At 70.9% G+C, this 18524-nt stretch carries 21 protein-coding genes; 12 read left to right on the forward strand and 9 right to left on the reverse strand.

The genetic code is table 11. From position 1 onward, the window contains the following. The first annotated feature begins 15 nt into the window (after positions 1-15). From C466_RS10025 to C466_RS10065, 9 genes are all read left to right on the forward strand, one after another. Complete coding sequence (locus C466_RS10025) at positions 16-1197, forward strand: LeuA family protein (RefSeq protein WP_449271997.1); 1182 nt, start codon at positions 16-18, stop codon at positions 1195-1197. 388 nt (positions 1198-1585) lie between these two features. Continuing rightward, on the forward strand, positions 1586-3391 hold the full coding sequence (gene ilvB, locus C466_RS10030) for a biosynthetic-type acetolactate synthase large subunit (protein ID WP_004596291.1): 1806 nt from the start codon (positions 1586-1588) through the stop codon (positions 3389-3391). Then, a complete protein-coding gene (gene ilvN / locus C466_RS10035; RefSeq protein WP_004596289.1) occupies positions 3388-4086 on the forward strand; it encodes an acetolactate synthase small subunit in 699 nt (232 codons plus the stop codon). The genes ilvB and ilvN overlap by 4 nt, the downstream gene beginning before the upstream one ends. 33 nt (positions 4087-4119) lie before the next feature. After that, positions 4120-5175 carry a ketol-acid reductoisomerase gene (gene ilvC / locus C466_RS10040; protein ID WP_004596287.1) on the forward strand — a complete coding sequence of 352 codons (1056 nt, stop codon included), beginning with the start codon at positions 4120-4122 and terminating at the stop codon, positions 5173-5175. A 70-nt stretch (positions 5176-5245) separates the two neighbouring features. Continuing rightward, positions 5246-6667 carry a 3-isopropylmalate dehydratase large subunit gene (gene leuC, locus C466_RS10045; protein ID WP_004596286.1) on the forward strand — a complete coding sequence of 474 codons (1422 nt, stop codon included), beginning with the start codon at positions 5246-5248 and terminating at the stop codon, positions 6665-6667. Continuing rightward, entirely contained in the window at positions 6664-7320 is a 657-nt protein-coding gene (gene leuD, locus C466_RS10050; RefSeq protein ID WP_004596284.1) for a 3-isopropylmalate dehydratase small subunit, read from the forward strand. The genes leuC and leuD overlap by 4 nt, the downstream gene beginning before the upstream one ends. Next, a complete protein-coding gene (locus tag C466_RS10055; RefSeq protein ID WP_004596282.1) occupies positions 7317-8315 on the forward strand; it encodes an isocitrate/isopropylmalate dehydrogenase family protein in 999 nt (332 codons plus the stop codon). The genes leuD and C466_RS10055 overlap by 4 nt, the downstream gene beginning before the upstream one ends. A gap of 94 nt (positions 8316-8409) precedes the next feature. Then, positions 8410-8784, forward strand: a complete 375-nt coding sequence (locus C466_RS10060; protein WP_004596280.1) for a DUF555 domain-containing protein — start codon at positions 8410-8412, stop codon at positions 8782-8784. A 69-nt stretch (positions 8785-8853) separates the two neighbouring features. Continuing rightward, positions 8854-9393: a CBS domain-containing protein gene (locus C466_RS10065; protein ID WP_004596278.1), complete on the forward strand. Its 540-nt coding sequence runs from the start codon at positions 8854-8856 to the stop codon at positions 9391-9393. Between the two features lie 34 nt (positions 9394-9427). Here C466_RS10065 and C466_RS17010 read toward each other — a convergent pair whose 3' ends face one another. From C466_RS17010 to C466_RS10080, 4 genes are all read right to left on the reverse strand, one after another. After that, positions 9428-9568: a hypothetical protein gene (locus C466_RS17010; protein WP_004596276.1), complete on the reverse strand. Its 141-nt coding sequence runs from the start codon at positions 9566-9568 to the stop codon at positions 9428-9430. 105 nt (positions 9569-9673) lie between these two features. Then, positions 9674-10744: a phosphoribosylformylglycinamidine cyclo-ligase gene (gene purM / locus C466_RS10070; protein ID WP_004596274.1), complete on the reverse strand. Its 1071-nt coding sequence runs from the start codon at positions 10742-10744 to the stop codon at positions 9674-9676. A gap of 80 nt (positions 10745-10824) precedes the next feature. Next, positions 10825-11499 (reverse strand): zinc metalloprotease, encoded by a 675-nt coding sequence (locus C466_RS10075; protein ID WP_004596272.1) that lies wholly within the window; start codon positions 11497-11499, stop codon positions 10825-10827. After that, the gene (locus C466_RS10080) at positions 11496-13271 is read right to left on the reverse strand and encodes a TraB/GumN family protein (protein ID WP_004596270.1); all 1776 of its coding nucleotides are present in this window, start codon (positions 13269-13271) and stop codon (positions 11496-11498) included. Before C466_RS10080 ends, C466_RS10075 begins: the two co-directional genes overlap by 4 nt. Before the next feature lie 128 nt (positions 13272-13399). Between C466_RS10080 and C466_RS10085 the strand changes: the two genes are divergently transcribed. From C466_RS10085 to C466_RS10095, 3 genes are all read left to right on the forward strand, one after another. Next, positions 13400-14107, forward strand: coding sequence for an ArsR/SmtB family transcription factor (locus C466_RS10085; protein WP_004596268.1), 708 nt, complete (start codon positions 13400-13402; stop codon positions 14105-14107). A gap of 67 nt (positions 14108-14174) precedes the next feature. Then, positions 14175-14642, forward strand: a complete 468-nt coding sequence (locus C466_RS10090; RefSeq protein ID WP_004596266.1) for a bifunctional nuclease family protein — start codon at positions 14175-14177, stop codon at positions 14640-14642. Between the two features lie 84 nt (positions 14643-14726). Continuing rightward, positions 14727-15209 (forward strand): acyl-CoA thioesterase, encoded by a 483-nt coding sequence (locus C466_RS10095; protein WP_004596264.1) that lies wholly within the window; start codon positions 14727-14729, stop codon positions 15207-15209. 7 nt (positions 15210-15216) lie between these two features. Here C466_RS10095 and C466_RS10100 read toward each other — a convergent pair whose 3' ends face one another. The 5 genes from C466_RS10100 to C466_RS10120 all read right to left on the reverse strand — a co-directional run bounded on the left by C466_RS10100 (position 15217) and on the right by C466_RS10120 (position 18492). After that, complete coding sequence (locus C466_RS10100) at positions 15217-15732, reverse strand: GIY-YIG nuclease family protein (protein ID WP_004596262.1); 516 nt, start codon at positions 15730-15732, stop codon at positions 15217-15219. Between the two features lie 37 nt (positions 15733-15769). After that, the gene (locus C466_RS10105; RefSeq protein ID WP_004596261.1) at positions 15770-16213 is read right to left on the reverse strand and encodes a thiol-disulfide oxidoreductase DCC family protein; all 444 of its coding nucleotides are present in this window, start codon (positions 16211-16213) and stop codon (positions 15770-15772) included. Positions 16214-16312: 99 nt separating this feature from the next. Beyond that, positions 16313-16597: a DUF7545 family protein gene (locus tag C466_RS10110; protein WP_004596259.1), complete on the reverse strand. Its 285-nt coding sequence runs from the start codon at positions 16595-16597 to the stop codon at positions 16313-16315. Positions 16598-16693: 96 nt separating this feature from the next. Further along, on the reverse strand, positions 16694-17752 hold the full coding sequence (locus C466_RS10115; protein ID WP_004596257.1) for a metal ABC transporter permease: 1059 nt from the start codon (positions 17750-17752) through the stop codon (positions 16694-16696). Further along, the gene (locus C466_RS10120; protein WP_004596255.1) at positions 17752-18492 is read right to left on the reverse strand and encodes a metal ABC transporter ATP-binding protein; all 741 of its coding nucleotides are present in this window, start codon (positions 18490-18492) and stop codon (positions 17752-17754) included. The genes C466_RS10115 and C466_RS10120 overlap by 1 nt, the downstream gene beginning before the upstream one ends. Between the last annotated feature and the right edge of the window lie 32 nt (positions 18493-18524).

Raw genomic sequence — 18524 nt, forward strand, 5'->3', positions numbered from 1 at the left:
CGGACACCCCGGCGGATCGAGTTCTTCCAGGGCACGATAGCTTCTAACGTCGATATAGGTCCTGTCAGGATCTTCGACACGACCCTGCGAGACGGAGAACAGTCACCACGTACGTCGTTCAGTTACGATGAGAAACGCCGCATAGCGGCGACGCTGGACGACATGAACACCCACGTCATCGAGGCGGGGTTCCCGGTCAACTCGGACGCGGAGTTCGAGGCCGTCAGCGACATCGCCGCCGCGACGGACACCACCGTCTGCGGGCTGGCGCGGGTGGTCGAGGGCGACATCGACGCCGCGATCGACTCCGGCGTCGAGATGGTCCACGTGTTCGTCTCCACCAGCGACGTTCAGCTGGAGGACTCGATGCACGCGACCCGCGAGGAGGCGAAACAGCGCGCGGTCGACGCCGTCGAGCAGGTGAAAGACGCCGGCGTCGAGTGCATGTTCTCGCCGATGGACGCCACCCGGACGGACCCGGACTACCTGATCGACATCGTCGAGGCCGTCTCCGACGCCGGCACCGACTGGATCAACATCCCCGACACCTGCGGCGTGGGGATGCCGACCAGCTTCGGCGAGACGGTCAACGCCGTCGTGGAGGCGACCGACGCCCGCGTCGACGTCCACACCCACGACGACTTCGGCATGGCCGCGGCGAACGCGGTCATGGGCTTCGAGAACGGCGCTGAGCAGGCGCAGGTGTCGGTCAACGGGATCGGCGAGCGCGCCGGCAACGCCGCCTACGAGGAGGTCGTCATGGCGGTCGAGTCGGTGTACGGCGTCGACACCGGCATCGACACGACCCAGATCACCAAGCTGGCCCGGATCGTCGAGGAGGCCTCGGACATCCCGGTGCCCGCGAACAAGCCCGTCACCGGGCGGAACGCGTTCGCCCACGAGTCGGGCATCCACGCCGCCGGCGTCATCGAGAACAGCGACACGTTCGAGACCGGCGTGATGACCCCGGAGATGGTGGGCGCCGAGCGCGAGTTCGTGCTGGGCAAACACACCGGCACGCACAGCGTGCGCAAGCACCTGGTGGAGGCCGGCTTCGACCCGACGGACAGCGAGGTCCGGTCGATCACGAAGCGGGTCAAGGAGTACGGCGCCGGCAAGCGGCAGGTGACCGCCGGCGACGTCGAGCGGTTCGCCGAGGAGGCGGGCGTCGCGCGCGAGGAGGAGGTCCGGGTCTGATGGCCTCCTCCCCGACCGGATCGCACCCCGAGCGACCGCGTTCGCGGTCGCGGGAGCACTCTGACCGGGAGCCGCGTCGAGGCCGCAGCGCCCGTCGCCGCGCGCCGCGCCGCGTTGCCCGACAGGAATTTATACCCCGGTCGCGTTGCTCCGGGCGAGATGCGACGGCACACCACGGCCGCGGCGCGCGCGAGCGTCCCGGGAGCCGTCGCGCCGATCATTGTAGGGGTATAACCCCCTACACCACCCTTTCCTCACCGACGCGACGCACCGCCGAACGCCGGCGGCCGGGCCGTTTCCCACGCGTGGAGCGTTCGCCCGTTCGTCCCGCGTTCGCAGCGACCGACACGACAACCCGCCAGATGCCACACCGCACACCACCACGACAATGAGCGACACAGCAGCACAGCCGCGATCCGACGGCGACGAGTCCGACGACTCGTCGGCCGCGACGGACGAGCCGACCGACCCGGACGAGGGACAGACCGCGGGCGCCGTCTCGACCGGCGCCGAGTCGGTCGTCGCCGCCCTCGAGGCCGCGGGCGCGAAGACCGCTTTCGGCGTTCAGGGCGGCGCGATCATGCCCGTCTACGACGCCTTGTACGACTCCTCGATCCGGCACGTGACGATGGCCCACGAGCAGGGCGCCGCCCACGCCGCCGACGCGTACGGCGTCGTCGCCGGCGAGCCGGGGCTCTGTATGGCCACCTCCGGCCCGGGCGCGACGAACCTCGTCACCGGAATCGCCGACGCCGACATGGACTCGGACGCCATGCTGGCGCTGACCGGCCAGGTCCCGACCGAGTTCGTCGGCAACGACGCGTTCCAGGAGACCGACACGGTCGGCGTCACCCGCCCCATCACGAAGCACAACTACTTCGCGGGCGGCGCGGACACCGTCGGCGACACCGTCGGCGAGGCGTTCGAGCTGTCGCGGGCGGGACGCCCCGGCCCGACGCTCGTCGACCTCCCGAAGGACGTCACGCAGGACGAGACCGACCGGACGCCCGGGCCCGCGGCGCCGCCGGCGGGGACCGACCCCGACCCGAACGCCGACGCCGACGCGGTCGAGAAAGCCGCGCGCGCCATCGAGTCCGCCGAGCGACCCGTCTGCCTGTTCGGCGGCGGCGTCATCAAGGCCGACGCGAGCGACGAGGCGCGGACGTTCGCCCGGAGCTACGACATCCCGGTGACGACGACGATGCCGGGCATCGGCTCGTTCCCCGAGGACGACGACCTCTGCCTCTCGTGGGCGGGGATGCACGGTACCGGCTACGCGAACCTCGCGATCACCCACACCGACTGCCTGATCGCGGTCGGCACGCGGTTCGACGACCGGCTCACCGGCGGGATCGACACGTTCGCGCCCGAGGCCGAGGTGATCCACGTCGACATCGACCCCGCGGAGATCTCGAAGAACGTCCACGCCGACTACCCGCTCATCGGCGACGCCGGGCGCGTGCTGGACCAGCTAACCGCGGCGGTCCGCGAGGCGCCCGACACCGAGGCGTGGCGCGACCGCTGTGCCGAGTGGCGGGAGACGTACCCGCTCACGTACGCGACGCCAGACGACGAGCCGCTGAAGCCGCAGTTCGTCGTCGAGGCGTTCGACGAGGCGACCGACGACGACACCGTCGTCACGACCGGCGTCGGCCAACACCAGATGTGGGCCTCGCAGTTCTGGACGTACACGGAGCCCCGGACGTGGGTCTCCTCGCACGGCCTCGGCACGATGGGGTACGGCGTGCCCGCAGCGGTCGGCGCGCGCGTCGCGGCCGACACGATGGGTGAAGAGGACCGCGACGTGGTGTGTTTCGACGGCGACGGCTCCTTCCTGATGACGATGCAGGAGCTGTCGGTGGCCGTCCGCGAGGAGCTGGACGTCACCATCGCCGTGCTCAACAACGAGTACATCGGCATGGTCCGGCAGTGGCAGGACGCCTTCTACGAGGGGCGCCACATGGCCTCCGACTACACGTGGATGCCCGAGTTTGACAAGCTCGCGGAGGCGTTCGGCGCGCTCGGCCTGCGCGTCGACGACTACGACGAGGTCGCGCCCGCGGTCGAGGAGGCGCTCGACTACGAGGGGCCGGCCGTGGTCGACTTCCACGTCGACCCCGAGGAGAACGTCCTGCCGATGGTGCCGAGCGGCGGCGCGAACGGGAAGTTCGCGGCCGCGGAGGACCAGCTATGAGCGGCGACGCCTCCGGCGACGGCGGCGACTCGCGCGTGACCCCCGACGCCGACTCACGGCCGCTCCCGGGCGAACAGCCCGGGCCGGACGAGCGCGACCACCCCGAGGGCCGCCGGAACCTCGAAGGGATCCGGATCGACCCCGTGGTCGAGGCCGAACACGAGTCGCGGCGCGCGGTCATCTCGGCGCTCGTCGAGGACGAGCCCGGCGTGCTCGCGCGCGTCTCCGGACTCGTCTCGCGGCGCCAGTTCAACATCGAGAGCCTCACGGTCGGCCCGACGACCGTCGACGGCCACTCGCGGATCACGATGGTGGTCGAGGAGACGGACCCGGGCATCGACCAGATCGAAAAGCAGATGGCGAAACTGAAGCCGGTGATCTCGGTCGGCGAGGTCGCCGGCAACGCGGTCACCTCCGAGCTCGTCTTACTGAAGGTCGAGGCCGACGACCCCGCCGCGGTCCACGCCGTCTCCGAGATGTACGACGGCCGGACGGTCGACGCCGGCCCGGAGACGATCACCGTCGAGCTCACCGGCGACAAGGCGAGCATCGACAACGCCATCGGCGCCTTCGACCGGTTCGGCATCGTCGAGATCGCGCGAACCGGGCCGACCGCCCTCGCGCGCGGCGACACCCCCACGGCGCCAGGAGAGAAACCCGGAACGGCCGGCGAACCGACGACGCACGACGACTGACACGCGGACACACAGAAACCCTACACCATACACATGACCGAAGACGACACGCAGACGTTCAATTCGACGGTATACTACGACGACGACGCGGACGAGGAGGCGATCGCCCACAAGACGGTGGCCGTCCTCGGCTACGGCTCGCAGGGCCACGCGCACGCGCAGAACCTCTCCGAGAGCGGGGTCGACGTGATCGTCGGCCTCCGCGAGGACAGCTCCTCCCGGAGCGCCGCCGAGAGCGACGGGCTCCGCGTGGAGACCCCCGCGGACGCGGTCGCCGAGGCCGACGTGGTGAGCGTCCTCGTCCCCGACACCGTCCAGCCGGACGTGTACGAGAACGCGATCGAACCCAATCTCGACGCGGGCGACACGCTCCAGTTCGCCCACGGGTTCAACATCCACTACAACCAGATCCAGCCGCCCGAGGACGTCGACGTGACGATGGTCGCGCCGAAGTCGCCGGGCCACCTCGTCCGCCGGAACTACGAGAACGACCAGGGGACGCCCGGCCTGCTCGCGGTGTACCAGGACGCGACCGGCGACGCCCACGACGAGGGGCTCGCGTACGCGGCCGCGATCGGGTGTACCCGCGCCGGCGTCGTCGAGACGTCGTTCCGCGAGGAGACGGAGACCGACCTGTTCGGCGAGCAGGCCGTCCTCTGTGGCGGCGTCACCTCGCTCGTGAAGCAGGGGTACGAGACGCTGGTCGACGCCGGCTACTCCCCGGAGATGGCGTACTTCGAGTGTCTCAACGAGCTGAAGCTCATCGTCGACCTGATGTACGAGGGCGGGCTCGGCGAGATGTGGGACTCCGTCTCGGACACCGCCGAGTACGGCGGGCTCACGCAGGGCGACGTCGTCGTCGACGAGCACGCCCGCGAGAACATGGAAGAAGTGCTCGAGAAGGTCCAGAACGGCCAGTTCGCCCGGGAGTGGATCGCGGAGAACCAGGCGGGACGCCCCTCCTACACCCAGCTCCGGAACGCGGAGAAGAACCACGAGATCGAGGCCGTCGGCGACGAGCTGCGCGGGCTGTTCGCGTGGGAGGAGTCGGGAGACGAGGAAGAGGAGAGCGCCGAGGTGACCGCCTGATGGGCGTAGGCGGCGGCGCGAACCGAACCGACGAGACCGCTCGGTCTGCGTGCTACGCGGGTGAGTCCCGATGAGCGAGGGGACCCTGTACGACAAGGTGTGGGACCGCCACAAGGTGACGCGGCTGCCCACCGGACAGGACCAGCTGTTCGTCGGGCTCCATCTCGTCCACGAGGTGACCAGCCCGCAGGCGTTCGGCATGCTGAAAGAGCGCGGACAGGAGGTCGCGTTCCCGGAGCGCACCCACGCGACGGTCGACCACATCGTGCCAACGGGCAACCGCGACCGGCCCTACCGCGACGAGGCCGCCGAGAGCATGATGGCGGAGCTGGAATCGAACGTCCGCGGCTCGGGCATCGACTTTTCCGACCCGGACTCCGGCGATCAGGGGATCGTCCACGTCATCGGGCCGGAGCAGGGGCTCACCCAGCCGGGCATGACGATCGTCTGCGGCGACTCGCACACGTCGACGCACGGCGCGTTCGGCGCGCTGGCGTTCGGCATCGGTACCTCGCAGATCCGCGACGTGCTGGCGACGGGCTGTGTCGCCATGGAGAAACAGAAGGTCCGCAAAATCGAGGTCACGGGCGAGCTCGGCGAGGGCGTCACCGCGAAGGACATCATCCTCACGATCATCGGGAAGCTCGGGACCGACGGCGGCGTCGGCTACGTCTACGAGTACGCCGGCGAGGCCATCGAGGATCTCGGGATGGAGGGGCGGATGTCCATCTGTAACATGTCGATCGAGGGCGGCGCCCGCGCGGGGTACGTCAACCCCGACGAGACCACCTACGAGTGGCTGAAGGAGACGGACGCGTTCGCGGATAGCCCGGACGAGTTCGAGCGGCTGAAACCCTACTGGGAGTCGATCCGGACCGACGACGACGCCGAGTACGACGACGTGGTCACCATCGACGGTTCGGCTATCGAGCCGACCGTCACGTGGGGGACCACGCCCGGACAGACCGCGGGCATCACGGAGCCGATCCCGGACCCCGACGACCTGCCCGAGGAGGACCGCGACACGGCGCGGCGCGCGCAGAAGCACATGCGCGTCGAGCCCGGCGACACGATGGAGGGGTACGACATCGACGTGGCGTTCCTCGGCTCGTGTACCAACGCTCGGCTGAAGGACCTCCGCGAGGCCGCGGCGTTCGTCGAGGGACGCGAGGTCGACGACGACGTGCGCGCGATGGTCGTCCCCGGCAGCCAGCGTGTCCGCGACGCCGCCGAAGCCGAGGGCCTCGACGAGGTCTTCACGGAGGCCGGCTTCGACTGGCGCGAGCCCGGCTGTTCGATGTGTCTCGGCATGAACGACGACCAGCTGGAGGGCGACGAGGCGAGCGCCTCCTCGTCGAACCGGAACTTCGTCGGCCGGCAGGGCTCGAAGGACGGGCGCACCGTGCTGATGAGTCCGATCATGGTCGCGGCCGCGGCGGTGACCGGCGAGGTCACCGACGTTCGCGAGATGGAGGAGGTGGCGACCGTATGAGCTCGCCCGAGTTCAGCGACGGCGAGGCGCCGGCGGAGAAGGTCACCGAGGTCACCGGCACCGGGATTCCGGTCCGGGGCAACGACATCGACACCGACCAGATCATCCCGGCGCGGTTCATGAAGGTCGTCACCTTCGACGGGCTGGGCCAGTTCTCCTTCTTCGACCAGCGGTTCGACGACGAGGACAACGAGAAGGACCACCCGTTCAACGAGGAGAAGTACAAAGGCGCGAACGTGTTGGTCGTCAACGCCAACTTCGGCTGCGGCTCCTCCCGTGAGCACGCCCCGCAGGCGCTGATGCGGTGGGGGATCGACGCGGTCGTCGGCGAGTCGTTCGCGGAAATCTTCGCGGGCAACTGCCTCGCGCTCGGGGTTCCGACGGTCACGGCCGACCAGGCCGACATCGAGGCGCTACAGGACTACGTCGAGGCCAACCCCGACGCCGAGATCGACATCGACGTGGCCGAGGAGACGGTCACCTACGGCGACACCGTGATCGACGCGGAGGTTCACGACGCGCAGCGGAAGGCGCTCGTCGAGGGCGTCTGGGACACCACGGCGCTGATGGGCGCGAACGCCGGCGCGGTCCGCGAGACCGCCCGGTCGCTGCCGTACGTTCCTGACGAGGACATCCCGGGGGACGACGCGTGAGCCACGAGGTCGTCGTCATCGAGGGCGACGGGATCGGCCGCGAGGTCGTCCCCGCCGCCGTCGAGGTGCTGGAGGCGCTTCCCGTCGACTTCGAGTTCGTCGAGGCGGACGCGGGCGACGCGACGAAGGAGGCGACCGGCGAGGCGCTCCCGGCGGAGACGTACGATCTCGCGGCCGACGCGGACGCGACGCTGTTCGGCGCGGCCGGCGAGACCGCCGCCGACGTCATCCTCCCGCTGCGCGAGGCGGTCGACTCGTTCGTCAACGTCCGGCCCGCGAGGGCGTACCCCGGCGTCGACGCGCTCCGGCCGGAGACGGACGTGGTCTTCCTCCGCGAGAACACCGAGGGCGTCTACGCCGGCCACGAGGACCGCCTGTCGGACGACCTCTCGACGCTGACCCGGGTCGTCACCTCGTCGGCCTCGCGCGAGCTGGCCGAGTACGCCTGCGAGTTCGTCGCGGACGGGCGCGGTCCCGCGGGCAACCCCGACGAGGGGTTCACCGTCGCGCACAAGGCGAACGTGATGCGCGAGACGGACGGTCTGTTCCGCGAGGAGGTGCTCGCGGTCGCCGAGGAGCGCGGCGTCGACGCCGACGAGGAGCTGATGGACGCGTTCGCGACGAAGCTCCCGCTCGACCCGACGCAGTACGGCGTGATCGTCTGCCCGAACCTCGCGGGCGACGTGCTCTCCGACCTGGCAGCCGGGCTGGTCGGCGGGCTCGGCCTGCTCCCGTCGGCGAACGTCGGCCACGACAACGCGCTGTTCGAGCCGGTCCACGGCACGGCGCCCGACATCGCGGGCGAGGGGGTCGCGAACCCGACGGCCGCGATCCTCTCGGCGGCCATGCTGCTGGAGTACCTCGGCCACGTCGAGGAGGGCCAGCGGGTGCGCGACGCGGTCGAGGGCGTGCTCTCCGACGGTCCGCGCACCGGCGACCTCAGCGGCTCGGCGACGACCGACGAGGTCACCGCGGCGATCGTCGACCGGCTGTAAGGCGCGTCTCGCCGCCGGTCGGCCAGCCGGAAGCGGCTCCGCCGACCGCGGGCGAACCACAAGACAAGAAACCCTGCGGCCCCTCCGCTCGGATATGAGCAACTACGAAGTCGCGATGGAAGCAGCCTGGTTGGTCCGTGACGTCGAGGAGACCGACGACGCCATCGGCGTCGCGGTCAGCGAGGCCGGCAAGCGACTCAACGAGACGGACAAGCAGTACGTCGAGGTCGAGCCCGGCGTCACCGGCTGTCCGGCCTGCGGCGAGCCGTTCGACGCCGCGTTCCTCGCGGCGAACACGGCGCTGGTCGGACTCCTCCTCGAGATCGACGTCTTCAACGCCGACAGCGAGGAGCACGCCGAGCGGATCGCGAAAAGCGAGGTCGGCGGCGCGCTCCGCGACGTCCCCCTCGAAGTCATCGACGTCTTCGAGACCGAGGCCGACGAGGACGAGGAGGAAGCGGCGCGATAGACGCGACTCGACGGCGAGAGTTGGCTCGGTGCCGAAAGCTTTTCTAATAACCCTAAGTAATTAGTCGGCATGGAACTGCCGACGCCACAGGACCTCCGCGAGCGCCGGACCGGACTGGAGCTGACCCAGAGCGAACTCGCCGACGCCGCGGACGTCTCGCAGCCCCTCATCGCGCGGATCGAAGGCGGCGACGTCGATCCCCGGCTCTCGACGCTCCGTCGTATCGTCAACGCCCTCCAAGAGGCCGAAGGCGAGGTCGTGCGCGCGACCGACCTGATGAACGAGACCGTCATCAGCGTCGCACCGGACGACGCCGTGAGCGGGGCGGTCGAGCTGATGGAGGCGGAGGCGTACTCGCAGCTCCCGGTCCTCCAGAACGGCGTGCCGGTCGGCTCGATCAGCCAGGGCGACGTCGTCCACGCCGGCGAGAACGTCGGCGACCACCCGGTCAGCGAGGTGATGAGCGAGTCGTTCCCGACGGTCGCGCCGTCTGCGACCGTCGACGAGGTCCGGAACCTGCTGGACCACTACAAGGCCGTGATGGTCACCGACGGCGGCGAGACGGTCGGGATCATCACGGAAGCAGACATCGCGGCGCAGCTGTCGTAGCGCTCCGCGCGCGCCGACCGCACCGGACCGCGGCCTACTCCTCCCGTCGCTCCGAGAGGCGCTCCCAGATCTCCGTACAGCCCGCGCCGTCCGCCACGTCGTCGAGGTGGTTCGTATCGCCGTCGCTCACGTCGCCGTCCCCGCTCTCGCCGTCCGACTCCTCGTCGTCGCTCATCAACTGAACGGAGGTCGACGGCGCGGATAAGGGGCCACTCGACGGCACGTCACGCCGGGTCTCCCCGGTGACCGCGATTCTCTCCGCTACCCCGGAGACGGCGGCTTACAGTTCCAGTCCGCGGACCGCGACGGTCGCTTCGTCCTCGTCGCCAGCCTCGTCGCTCGCCTCGGCGGCCTCGACGCGGCCGATCACGCGCCCGTCGGTCGCGTCGGCCAGGGCGTCCGCGTCGTCGGGGTCGAGGGCGGCCACGAAGCCGGTCCCCATGTTGAACGTGCGGTACATCTCCTCGTCGGAGACGTTCCCTTCCGACCGAACGAACTCGAAGACCGGCTGCGGCTCGAACGCGTCGTCGATGGCGTAGCGGTGGCCGCCGAGGCGTTCGAGGTTCGTCCAGCCGCCGCCCGTCACGTGGGCCGCGCCGCGGACGCCGTGGGCGCGCATCGGGTCGAGCAGGTCGGTGTATATCGCGGTCGGTTCGAGCAGCGCGTCGCCGAGCGTCTCGTAGTCGCCGAACGGGCACGGATCGGTGTAGGCGTGGTCGCGCGTGACGGCCTCCCGCGCCAGCGTGAGCCCGTTCGAGTGGATCCCCGACGAGCGCCAGCCGACCAGGGCGTCGCCCGGCTCGGCCCGCCCGTCGAACACGCCGTCCTTCGCGGCGAGGCCCGCGCAGGTGCCGGCCAGGTCGAGCCCGCGGACCACCTCCGGCATCACCGCGGTCTCGCCCCCGACGAGTTCCATGTCGGCGAGTTCGGCGCCGCGGGCGAGCCCCTCGCCGACCTGCTCGGCGAACCGCTCGTCCGGCTCGTCGACCGCGAGGTAGTCGACGAAGGCGACGGGCCGGACGCCGGCCGCGACGAGGTCGTTGACGTTCATCGCGATGCAGTCGATGCCGACCGTCGAGTAGTCGCCGAGCGCCTCCGCGACCAGCAGCTTCGTCCCGACGCCGTCCGTCGCGAGCGCGAGGTAGCGGTCCCCGATGTCGAGCAGGCCGGCGTACTCGCTCCCGGAACCCTCCGCCTCGGTGTCAGCCCCGACCGCGCCGATCAGGGCCGCGGTCGCGGCCTCGCTCGCGTCGATGTCGACGCCCGCGTCCGCGTAAGTGAGCTCGTCGCCGTCGTCCGGTCCCCCGTCGTCGCCCGCCGATCCGCCGTCGCCGCCGTTGCCCTCGGTCATGTGTGAGGGGGCACGCCCGCGGAGCAAAAACGCACCGTTCCGCCGGGCGGCGAGCGGTTGCCGGAGAGAACGGCGGGCGATCAGAACGGCCCGCCGAACCCGAGCCCGACGACGAAGACGAGCCCGAAGGCGAGCAGCACCGACGGGACGAAGACGGCCGCCCAGACCGGCTTGCTCCACCCCATCACCGTCTTCCCGTCGAGCGGACCGTACGGGACGAGGTTGAACGCCGCGAGGAACGCGTTGATCGCGATGCCGCGCGCGCCGAGGATGATAACGATCTCGCTGCCGAGGATTCCGCCGAGCGCGTACAGCGGGAAGAAGAGGACCATCAGCCCGAGGTTCACGACGGGGCCGGCCAGCGCGATGTGGCCGTGTTCGCGGGGGGTCAGCCGCCCGCGGTGATGGACGGCGCCGGGCGCGGCGAAGATGAATCCGAGGAGCGAGCTCATTACGGCCAAAAACAGCATGCTGTTGTCCGCGCGGAACTCCGCCACCTGGTCGTAGTGGACCGCGACGACCTTGTGCGCCACCTCGTGGAGCAGGAAGGCGACCCCCGCGGTCGAGAGGGCGACGAACAGCGGCGGGACCACGCCCGCCGCGAGTATCCGGCCGATGCCGCCCGACCCGCCGACGAAGAACAACATAAATGCCACGCCGAGCGCGAGCCACGCGACGAGCAGGTCGCGGAGCTCGGTCCCGCTGAAGTAGAGGCCCGCGATCCGCCGCCCGGAGACCGCGCTGCCGCCGCTCATGCGATCCCCCCCACGGCGCCGCGCACGAGGTCGGCGCCGTTGAGCGCGCCCTCGACGAGCAGCCGCCCGACGTCCTCGACGCCGCCGACCTCGGCGCCGAACATCGCCGGGATGACGTACGCCGCGAAGAGGAAGCTCGCGACGATGCTCCCGACGTTCGTCATCGCGACGACGACGATGAGCCGGAACAGCGGCACGTCCAGCATCGCGGAGACCAGCTCGGTCGCGGAGCGCGTCTCGTCGGCGAGCAGGTCGTTGAGCGCGCCGATGTCGGCGACGTTCACCGTCAGGCTCCGGAGCTCGACGTAGCCGGTGAACCAGCCGGGCGCGAGCAGCGGGTTGATCGAGGTCAGCCACGCGACGGCGCCGCCGACGCCGGCCGAGAGCCAGCGCGCGCCGGCGACCTTCGCGAAGGCGAACGCGAAGACGCCGTTGATCAGGAACCACGCGCCGAACAGGCGGAGCAGGAACGCGTTCCCGGCGCCGCCCAGCGCCAGCAGCAGGAAGAAGCCGACGAAGCCGACCGTGATCGCGTAGCCGACCGCCTTCTTCCACGGGAGCCCCCGTCCCGACTCCTGCCCGACCAGATCTTCCATCGGCGGGAGCGTCGCGGGGTCCCTGAGATACCCCTCGATCCCCGCGCGGTGGCCGGCGCCGACGACGGCGACCACGTCGTGGCCGGCCTCCCGGAGCGCGACGAGCCGGTGGGCGATGAACGCGTCGCGCTCGTCGATGAGCGCCTCCGCGCCGCCCGGGGAGAACTGCCGGAACTCCTCCATCATCATCGTCACCACGTCGGTGTCGGTGAGGTCGGCCTCGTCGAGCTCCTCGATCCCGCCGGCCTCGGCGTCGACGTCGCCGCCGGCGAACGCGCCGACCGCGAGCGCGAGGACGGCGCCGACGACCAAGCCGAGGCCGATGCCGATCCCGAAGCCGCCGATCGCCGTCACGGGGAACCCGCCAAGGTACGTCGAGACGATCCCGTTGGCAACGCCCGTCACGCCGGCGGCGACGCCGGCGGCCAGCCCGGTGCCGACCGCGGCGTAGAGCCGCTGGTCCGGCGAGAGCGCGAGCGTGCCGACCTGATCGACGGCGATGCCGACGACGAGCGCGACGAGGACGCCCGCGGCGACGCTCGTCAGCACGGCCTGCGTGATCCCGACGGCGCCGCCGAAGAGGCCGATCGCCGGGCCGGCGAGGAGGCCGACGAGGAGCCCGCCGATCACGCCGGCGACGCGCGGGTCGCTGACGCCGAACGCGAGCCCGCCGACGAGCCGGAGCTTTTCGGTAACCGTCATCCGGGCCCAGAAGCGCTGGATCGTGGTCTGGATGTCGCGGTCGACCAGGGCCACGTCGATGCCGAGCGACTCGGCGACGTCGACGGCGGCCTTCATGTCCGCGCCGGGCTCGATGTCGAACCGCTCGCCCAGCTGCGTCTGGACGTACGAGAGCATCCAGTACGCGAGGAACTGGAACACGGTATTCCCCCTGAGCAGGTCGCCGGCGTCGAGGTCGTCCGGGGTCTCGCCGTTGAGCTGGCGGTAGCGCCCCTCGTCGAGCTCGACGGCGACGACGTCTGGGCGCTCCCGGTCTATCGTCTCCTCGACCTCGTCGACGGAGCGCTCCGAGACGTGGGCGGTCCCGACGACCGTGACGCTCCCCTCGCCCGCAGCGTCGCCGCGCGGCGCGCCGTCGAGGTCGCCGCCGTCGGCCCGGGGAGATCGGTCGGTCGACGGGGGCGCCTCCTCGCTTCCCCGTGACGGCTGTGTCATCACCCGTCGTACTCGGTCACCGCGTTTAGGGTTTGTGAGTCGGTCGCTGGCTTCGGGACGCGCCCCGACGGTTCGCGCGTTCCCGACGATCCAACAAATTTGTATTCTCACGCGTCTCACGTGTTCGCATGTCCCGGCTGTTGCCCTCCCTGCCGGACGCGACCCCCGAGGAGCGCGAGCCACGGGTTGTCGGCGTCGACGACGACGAGGCCGACGACCTCATCGCCGCCCTCGGCTCCGAGACGGCGCGGGCTATCCTCTCGACGCTCCACGACCGCCCGGCGACGAAGTCCGAACTCGCCGAAGAGGTCGACACCTCGCTCCAGAACGTCCAGTACCACCTCTCGCGGCTCGACGAGGCCGACCTCGTCGACGTCGTCGACACCGCCTACTCCGAGAAGGGCCGCGAGATGGACGTGTACGCCGCCGCGGACGAACCGCTCGTGCTGTTCTCGGGCGGCTCCGAGGAGTCGACCGGGATCAAGACCGCGCTGATGCGCCTGCTCGGCGGCTACGGGATCATCGGACTCGCCGCGCTCGCGGCCCAGCGGCTCCTCGCGGTCGGCTCGCTCGGCGGCGCCGGGTTCACCACCCGCTCCGGCGGCGGCGACGCGGGCACCGCCACGGCCGACGGCGGGGACGGCGGCGGGCCGACGATAGAGAGCGTGCCGGACCAGAACACCGCCGCCGAGGGCACCGACGGGGCGATCGAACTCGTCGGCGACCCGCTCGCCGAGTACGCCGTCTCGCTCGTCGAGCCGGGCGTCGTCTTCTTCGTCGGCGCCGCGGTCGTGTTCACGCTCGCGTGGGCGTACTGGTACCGCGCCTCGAACTGACGAGATCGGGGACGCCCGGCGGTCGCGCGTGGGACAGCTATTCAAGCGGCCGCCACCACGTTCGCGTATGGAACACGAAGCCGAGGTCGTCGGGGTCGGCGCGGGCTCGGCGCCGAGCGGCGACGTCCCGGCGGTGATCCTCTCCGCGCGCGGCGAGTACGTCCCCATATTCGTCAGCGGGGACCAGGCCCGCTCGATCGGATTGGCGCTGGAGGGCGAACCGTTCGACCGACCGCTCACGCACGACCTGCTCGTCGACATCCTCACGGAGTTCGGCGGCGCCATCGACCGCGTCCGGGTCGACGACCTCCACGACGGCACCTTCTACGCGAAGGTCGACGCCGAGCGCTACGACGACGGCGAGCCGGAGCGGTTCGTCTTCGACGCCCGCCCCTCGGACGCCCTCGCGCTCGCGGTCCGCGTCGACTGTCCGATCGTCGTGACCGACGAGGTGATAGACGAGGCGGGCCGGCCGCGGGACTCGCTCCGATTCGGCGACGACGACCCCTCCGAGGACCCCTCTGGGGAGCGCTGAGGGGGCGCTCCGGCGCCGGCTTCGCTTTCCGCCCGGCCGCCGGCGAAGCCGGCCGTTCAAGTCGCCGGCCCTCACACGAGGGGCATGGACGAGACGGCCACGCTCGCCTCCTCGCACACCGAGATGACGGAGATGCTGCTCCCGAACGACACGAACAACCTCGGCCGCGCGCTCGGGGGCGCCGTGTTGCACTGGATGGACATCTGCGGCGCCATCGCGGGCATGCGCTTCGCGAACCGGCAGGTGGTCACCGCCTCGATGGACCACGTCGACTTCATCGCGCCCATCGAGATGGGCGAGGTCGCCATCATCGAGGGGTACGTGTTCAACACCGGCCGGACGAGCGTCGACGTGAAGGTCGACGTGCGCGCGGAGAACCCCCGAACGGACGAGACGCGGCGGACGACCACCTCCTACTTCACGTTCGTCGCGCTCGACGACGACGGCCGCCCGACGCCGGTCCCCGACCTGGAGTGTCCGACCGAGGACGAGGAGGCACTCCGCGAGGACGCCATGAGCGGCCGCGAGGAACAGCTGCGACAGGTCGTCGAGCGCTACGACCTCTGACGGGGACTCACTCCGCCGAACCCGAGACGACGTCGACTGTCGCGTCCGGGTCGTCGGTCTCGGCAACCGCCGCCTCGTGCGCCGCCAGCGCGCGCTCCGCGAGGGCGTCGAGCGCGCCGCCGGCGTCGCCGCCGCGCTCTCGCGCGCGCTCGCCATCATCCCCGCCTGCGAGGTGGCTCGGACACCCGCAGTCTGAGGCGCCGAACCCGTCGACCGGGCCGGCCGGGAGGCGCTCGGCGACCGCGCACTCGACGTCGACGCCGACGCTGCGCACGACGCGGTCGATCCGCGCCGCCGGGTGGCCGAGCAGGTAGTCGACGTGCCAGTGTCGGGTGTCGTTATCCCCGCGGGCGGTCCGCCGGTGTCTGTCGACCCGCGAGAACCCTCCTGCGCCGAGCGCGCTCCCCGTGTACGCGTACGCGCCGGCCGGGAGGCTATGCTCGCCGAGCGCGCCCGCCGACACCGTCGCGTCGTCCGCGAGGGCGACGACGAGCGTGTAGCTGCCCCCAGCGGCGTCGCTCATCGGTCGACCACCGCCGGAGCGGCGTTCGCGACCGCGCTCACGACAGCGCGGCCGGCGCCTCGTCGGCGGCCGCCCGGAGCGGTCCGACCAGATCGTTCGCCTCGTCGCCGAGTCGGTAGGTGTCGTGGAAGTCGGCCGGGTCGCGGTCGCGGCCGGAGAGCGTCCCGACGACGTCCGCGATGCGGTCGTAGTTGTCCCGGACGAGCCCGCCGACGATCCCGGGGGTTCCAGCGCGCTCCGCAAGCTCCTCGGCCGCCGACCGGCCGGCGTACACCCGGCGCTTCGCGGGGTCGACGAACACCATCGCGAACGGCCGGGAGCCGAACTGCGCGTCGAGGAACGGCCCGACGGGGTCGGCCTCCCACGGGACCGCGACGACGCCGTCGAGCCGGCGGAGCGCCACCGCCGCGACCGAGCAGTACGGGCAGTCGCCGTCGAAGATCAACACCGGCGCGTCCGCGCCGTCCGGGTCGGTAGGCATGTGAGAAGATAGGGTCTCGACCGGCTTAAGCGGCCGGACGGGCGAACTCGTTCGGGTGAAGCCCGGGCGGCTTCGGGCGCCGCGACGCGTCGAACCCGCTCAGTGCGAGTGGCCGAGCGCCTCTTCGAGCGGCTGCCCGAAGCGCTCCTCGAACAGCTCCGCGGCAGTCTCCTCCATCTCCGCGATGTCCTCGGGCACGTCGCCCTCGCTGTGGTGGACGATGACGTGCGCCTGCTGGGCCATCGCCTGGACGATCACGTCGGAGACGACGGCGGTCGCGGGCTCGCCCTGCTCGCTGAGCACGTCGACGAGGCCGGCGGGCAGTTCGAACGACTCTTCGTCACCGTCGGGGCCGGTGACCGTGTAGGTCTCGGTGTCTCCCATACGCGTGGGTCGCGGCCGCGACATAAGGGTCTGTGGAAACCGGACGCGACCCGCGCACGACCGTCGCTCGCGGGGCGAGAACCGGGTCGGCCGAACTCACCCGTGCGTCGAAATCGCCGTCGCGGCGGAGCCGGAGCCGACGACGCTCGCGAGGTACACCGCGATGGCCGTGACGACGATCGATCCCCCCGACGGGAGGCCGAACCCGATCGAGACGGCGAAGCCGCCGAGCACCGACAGCTGGCCGAAGATCACGCCGAGGTACATCGTCTCGCGGAAGCTCCGGGCGACCTGCGAGGCGGCCGCGACGGGGACGACCAACATCGCGGCGACGAGGATGACGCCGAGCACCTGCATCGCGCCGACGACGACGACCGCGGTCAACACCACGAGCAGGGTGTTGTAGCCGGTGACGTTCAGCTGCGCGACCCGCGCGGCCTGCTCGTCGAAGGTGATGAAGAGGAGCTGCTTGTACGTCATCGCCACGCCGGCGACGACGATCAAAGAGAGCGCGCCCATCAGCCGCGCGCCCTCCGGCGTGACCACCGCGAGGTTCCCGAACAGGAATCCCTCGACGTTGACCCCGGTGAGCCCGTCGCCGTAGCTGATGATCAGCGTGCCGACCGCGAAGCTCCCGCTGAGCATGATCGCGATGGGCACGTCGCCGTAGGCGTCGGTGTGCTCGGTGAGCCACTGGACCGCGAGCGCGCCGAGGATGCCCACCGCGAGCGCGACGAGCAGCAGCGACCCGTTCCACCCGGTCGAGGAGGTGAGGAGGATGCCGACGGCGACGCCGGCGAACGCGGTGTGCGCGAGCGTCTCGCCGATCAGCGCCATCTCGCGGTGGACGAGGAAGGAGCCGACGAGCGGGGCGACCACCCCGACGAGCACCCCGACCGCCATCGACTGCCACATGATCGGGTGCCGGAACACGTTCGTGCCGAACGCGGCGTCCATCGCGCGGCCGAGCGAGCGGAACGCGGCGTAGAGCTCGCTCGCGACCGGGAGGTCCTGCGCCCAGTACAGCAGGAGGAACCCGAGCATGCCGACCGCGACGACGCCGGTGATCCCGATCCCGACGAGCTCCGCGGTCCGCCGGGGCCCCCGGTCGGGTCGGAGACGCTCCCGGTCGTCAGCAGGCGTTTCCCCGCTCATCAGTGGTGGTGGTGGACGACTTGTCCCGTCGTCCCGTACGCCTCGGCGAGGGCGTCGCTCTCGACGAACGACTCGGTGTCTCCGTGGTGGTACAGCTCGGTGTTGATACAGGCGATGCGGTCGGCGCGGTCGGTGACGACGCCGATGTCGTGCTCGATGAGGATGACCGTGATCCCCTCGTCGTTGAGGTCGTCGAGGAGGGCGTAAAAGGCGTCGCGCGACTCGGCGTCGACGCCGACCGTCGGCTCGTCGAGCGCGAGCAGGTCAGCGTCGCTCGCGAGGGCGCGAGCGATGTACGCCCGCTGTTTCTGCCCGCCGGATAGCTCCGAGACGAGCCGGTCGGTCAGGTCGCCGATCCCGACCGTCTCGATCGCGTCCGCGACGGCGGCGCGGTCGGCTTCGGAGAGGCGGCCCCGCCCGGCGTGCGCGAACCGGCCCATGGTGACGCACTCGCGGACGGTGACCGGCATCGCGCCGCCCCGGCTCGTCGCCTTCTGGGAGACGTAGCCGATCCGCCCGCCGTCGTCGAACTCCTCGATCGGTCGCCCGAACAGCTCGACCGACCCCTCGTCCGCCTCGTGGAGGCCGAGCATGAGGTGGAGGAGGGTGGTCTTCCCGGAGCCGTTCGGGCCGACGAGCCCGAGGAAGTCCCCCGCCTCGACGGTGAGGGAGACGTCTCTCACGGCCACGGTGTCGCCGTAGGCGAACGTCACGCCGTCGAGGTCGACGATTGCGCTCACTGCGTGTCTCCCATCTGGGTCGGCCGCACGTT

The organism is Halorubrum distributum JCM 10118, assembly GCF_000337335.1.
GTDB classification, from domain to species: Archaea; Halobacteriota; Halobacteria; order Halobacteriales; family Haloferacaceae; genus Halorubrum; species Halorubrum distributum.

Coding starts and splice junctions, on each gene's coding strand:
- C466_RS10090 (WP_004596266.1), top strand. CDS start 14,175: ATGGAACACGAAGCCGAGGTCGTCGGGGTCGGCGCGGGCTCGGCGCCG.
- C466_RS10065 (WP_004596278.1), top strand. CDS start 8,854: ATGGAACTGCCGACGCCACAGGACCTCCGCGAGCGCCGGACCGGACTG.
- C466_RS10105 (WP_004596261.1), bottom strand. CDS start 16,213: ATGCCTACCGACCCGGACGGCGCGGACGCGCCGGTGTTGATCTTCGAC.
- C466_RS10080 (WP_004596270.1), bottom strand. CDS start 13,271: ATGACACAGCCGTCACGGGGAAGCGAGGAGGCGCCCCCGTCGACCGAC.
- purM (WP_004596274.1), bottom strand. CDS start 10,744: ATGACCGAGGGCAACGGCGGCGACGGCGGATCGGCGGGCGACGACGGG.
- ilvN (WP_004596289.1), top strand. CDS start 3,388: ATGAGCGGCGACGCCTCCGGCGACGGCGGCGACTCGCGCGTGACCCCC.
- C466_RS10060 (WP_004596280.1), top strand. CDS start 8,410: ATGAGCAACTACGAAGTCGCGATGGAAGCAGCCTGGTTGGTCCGTGAC.
- C466_RS10100 (WP_004596262.1), bottom strand. CDS start 15,732: ATGAGCGACGCCGCTGGGGGCAGCTACACGCTCGTCGTCGCCCTCGCG.
- leuC (WP_004596286.1), top strand. CDS start 5,246: ATGAGCGAGGGGACCCTGTACGACAAGGTGTGGGACCGCCACAAGGTG.
- ilvC (WP_004596287.1), top strand. CDS start 4,120: ATGACCGAAGACGACACGCAGACGTTCAATTCGACGGTATACTACGAC.
- C466_RS17010 (WP_004596276.1), bottom strand. CDS start 9,568: ATGAGCGACGACGAGGAGTCGGACGGCGAGAGCGGGGACGGCGACGTG.
- C466_RS10085 (WP_004596268.1), top strand. CDS start 13,400: ATGTCCCGGCTGTTGCCCTCCCTGCCGGACGCGACCCCCGAGGAGCGC.
- C466_RS10075 (WP_004596272.1), bottom strand. CDS start 11,499: ATGAGCGGCGGCAGCGCGGTCTCCGGGCGGCGGATCGCGGGCCTCTAC.
- leuD (WP_004596284.1), top strand. CDS start 6,664: ATGAGCTCGCCCGAGTTCAGCGACGGCGAGGCGCCGGCGGAGAAGGTC.
- ilvB (WP_004596291.1), top strand. CDS start 1,586: ATGAGCGACACAGCAGCACAGCCGCGATCCGACGGCGACGAGTCCGAC.
- C466_RS10095 (WP_004596264.1), top strand. CDS start 14,727: ATGGACGAGACGGCCACGCTCGCCTCCTCGCACACCGAGATGACGGAG.
- C466_RS10110 (WP_004596259.1), bottom strand. CDS start 16,597: ATGGGAGACACCGAGACCTACACGGTCACCGGCCCCGACGGTGACGAA.
- C466_RS10115 (WP_004596257.1), bottom strand. CDS start 17,752: ATGAGCGGGGAAACGCCTGCTGACGACCGGGAGCGTCTCCGACCCGAC.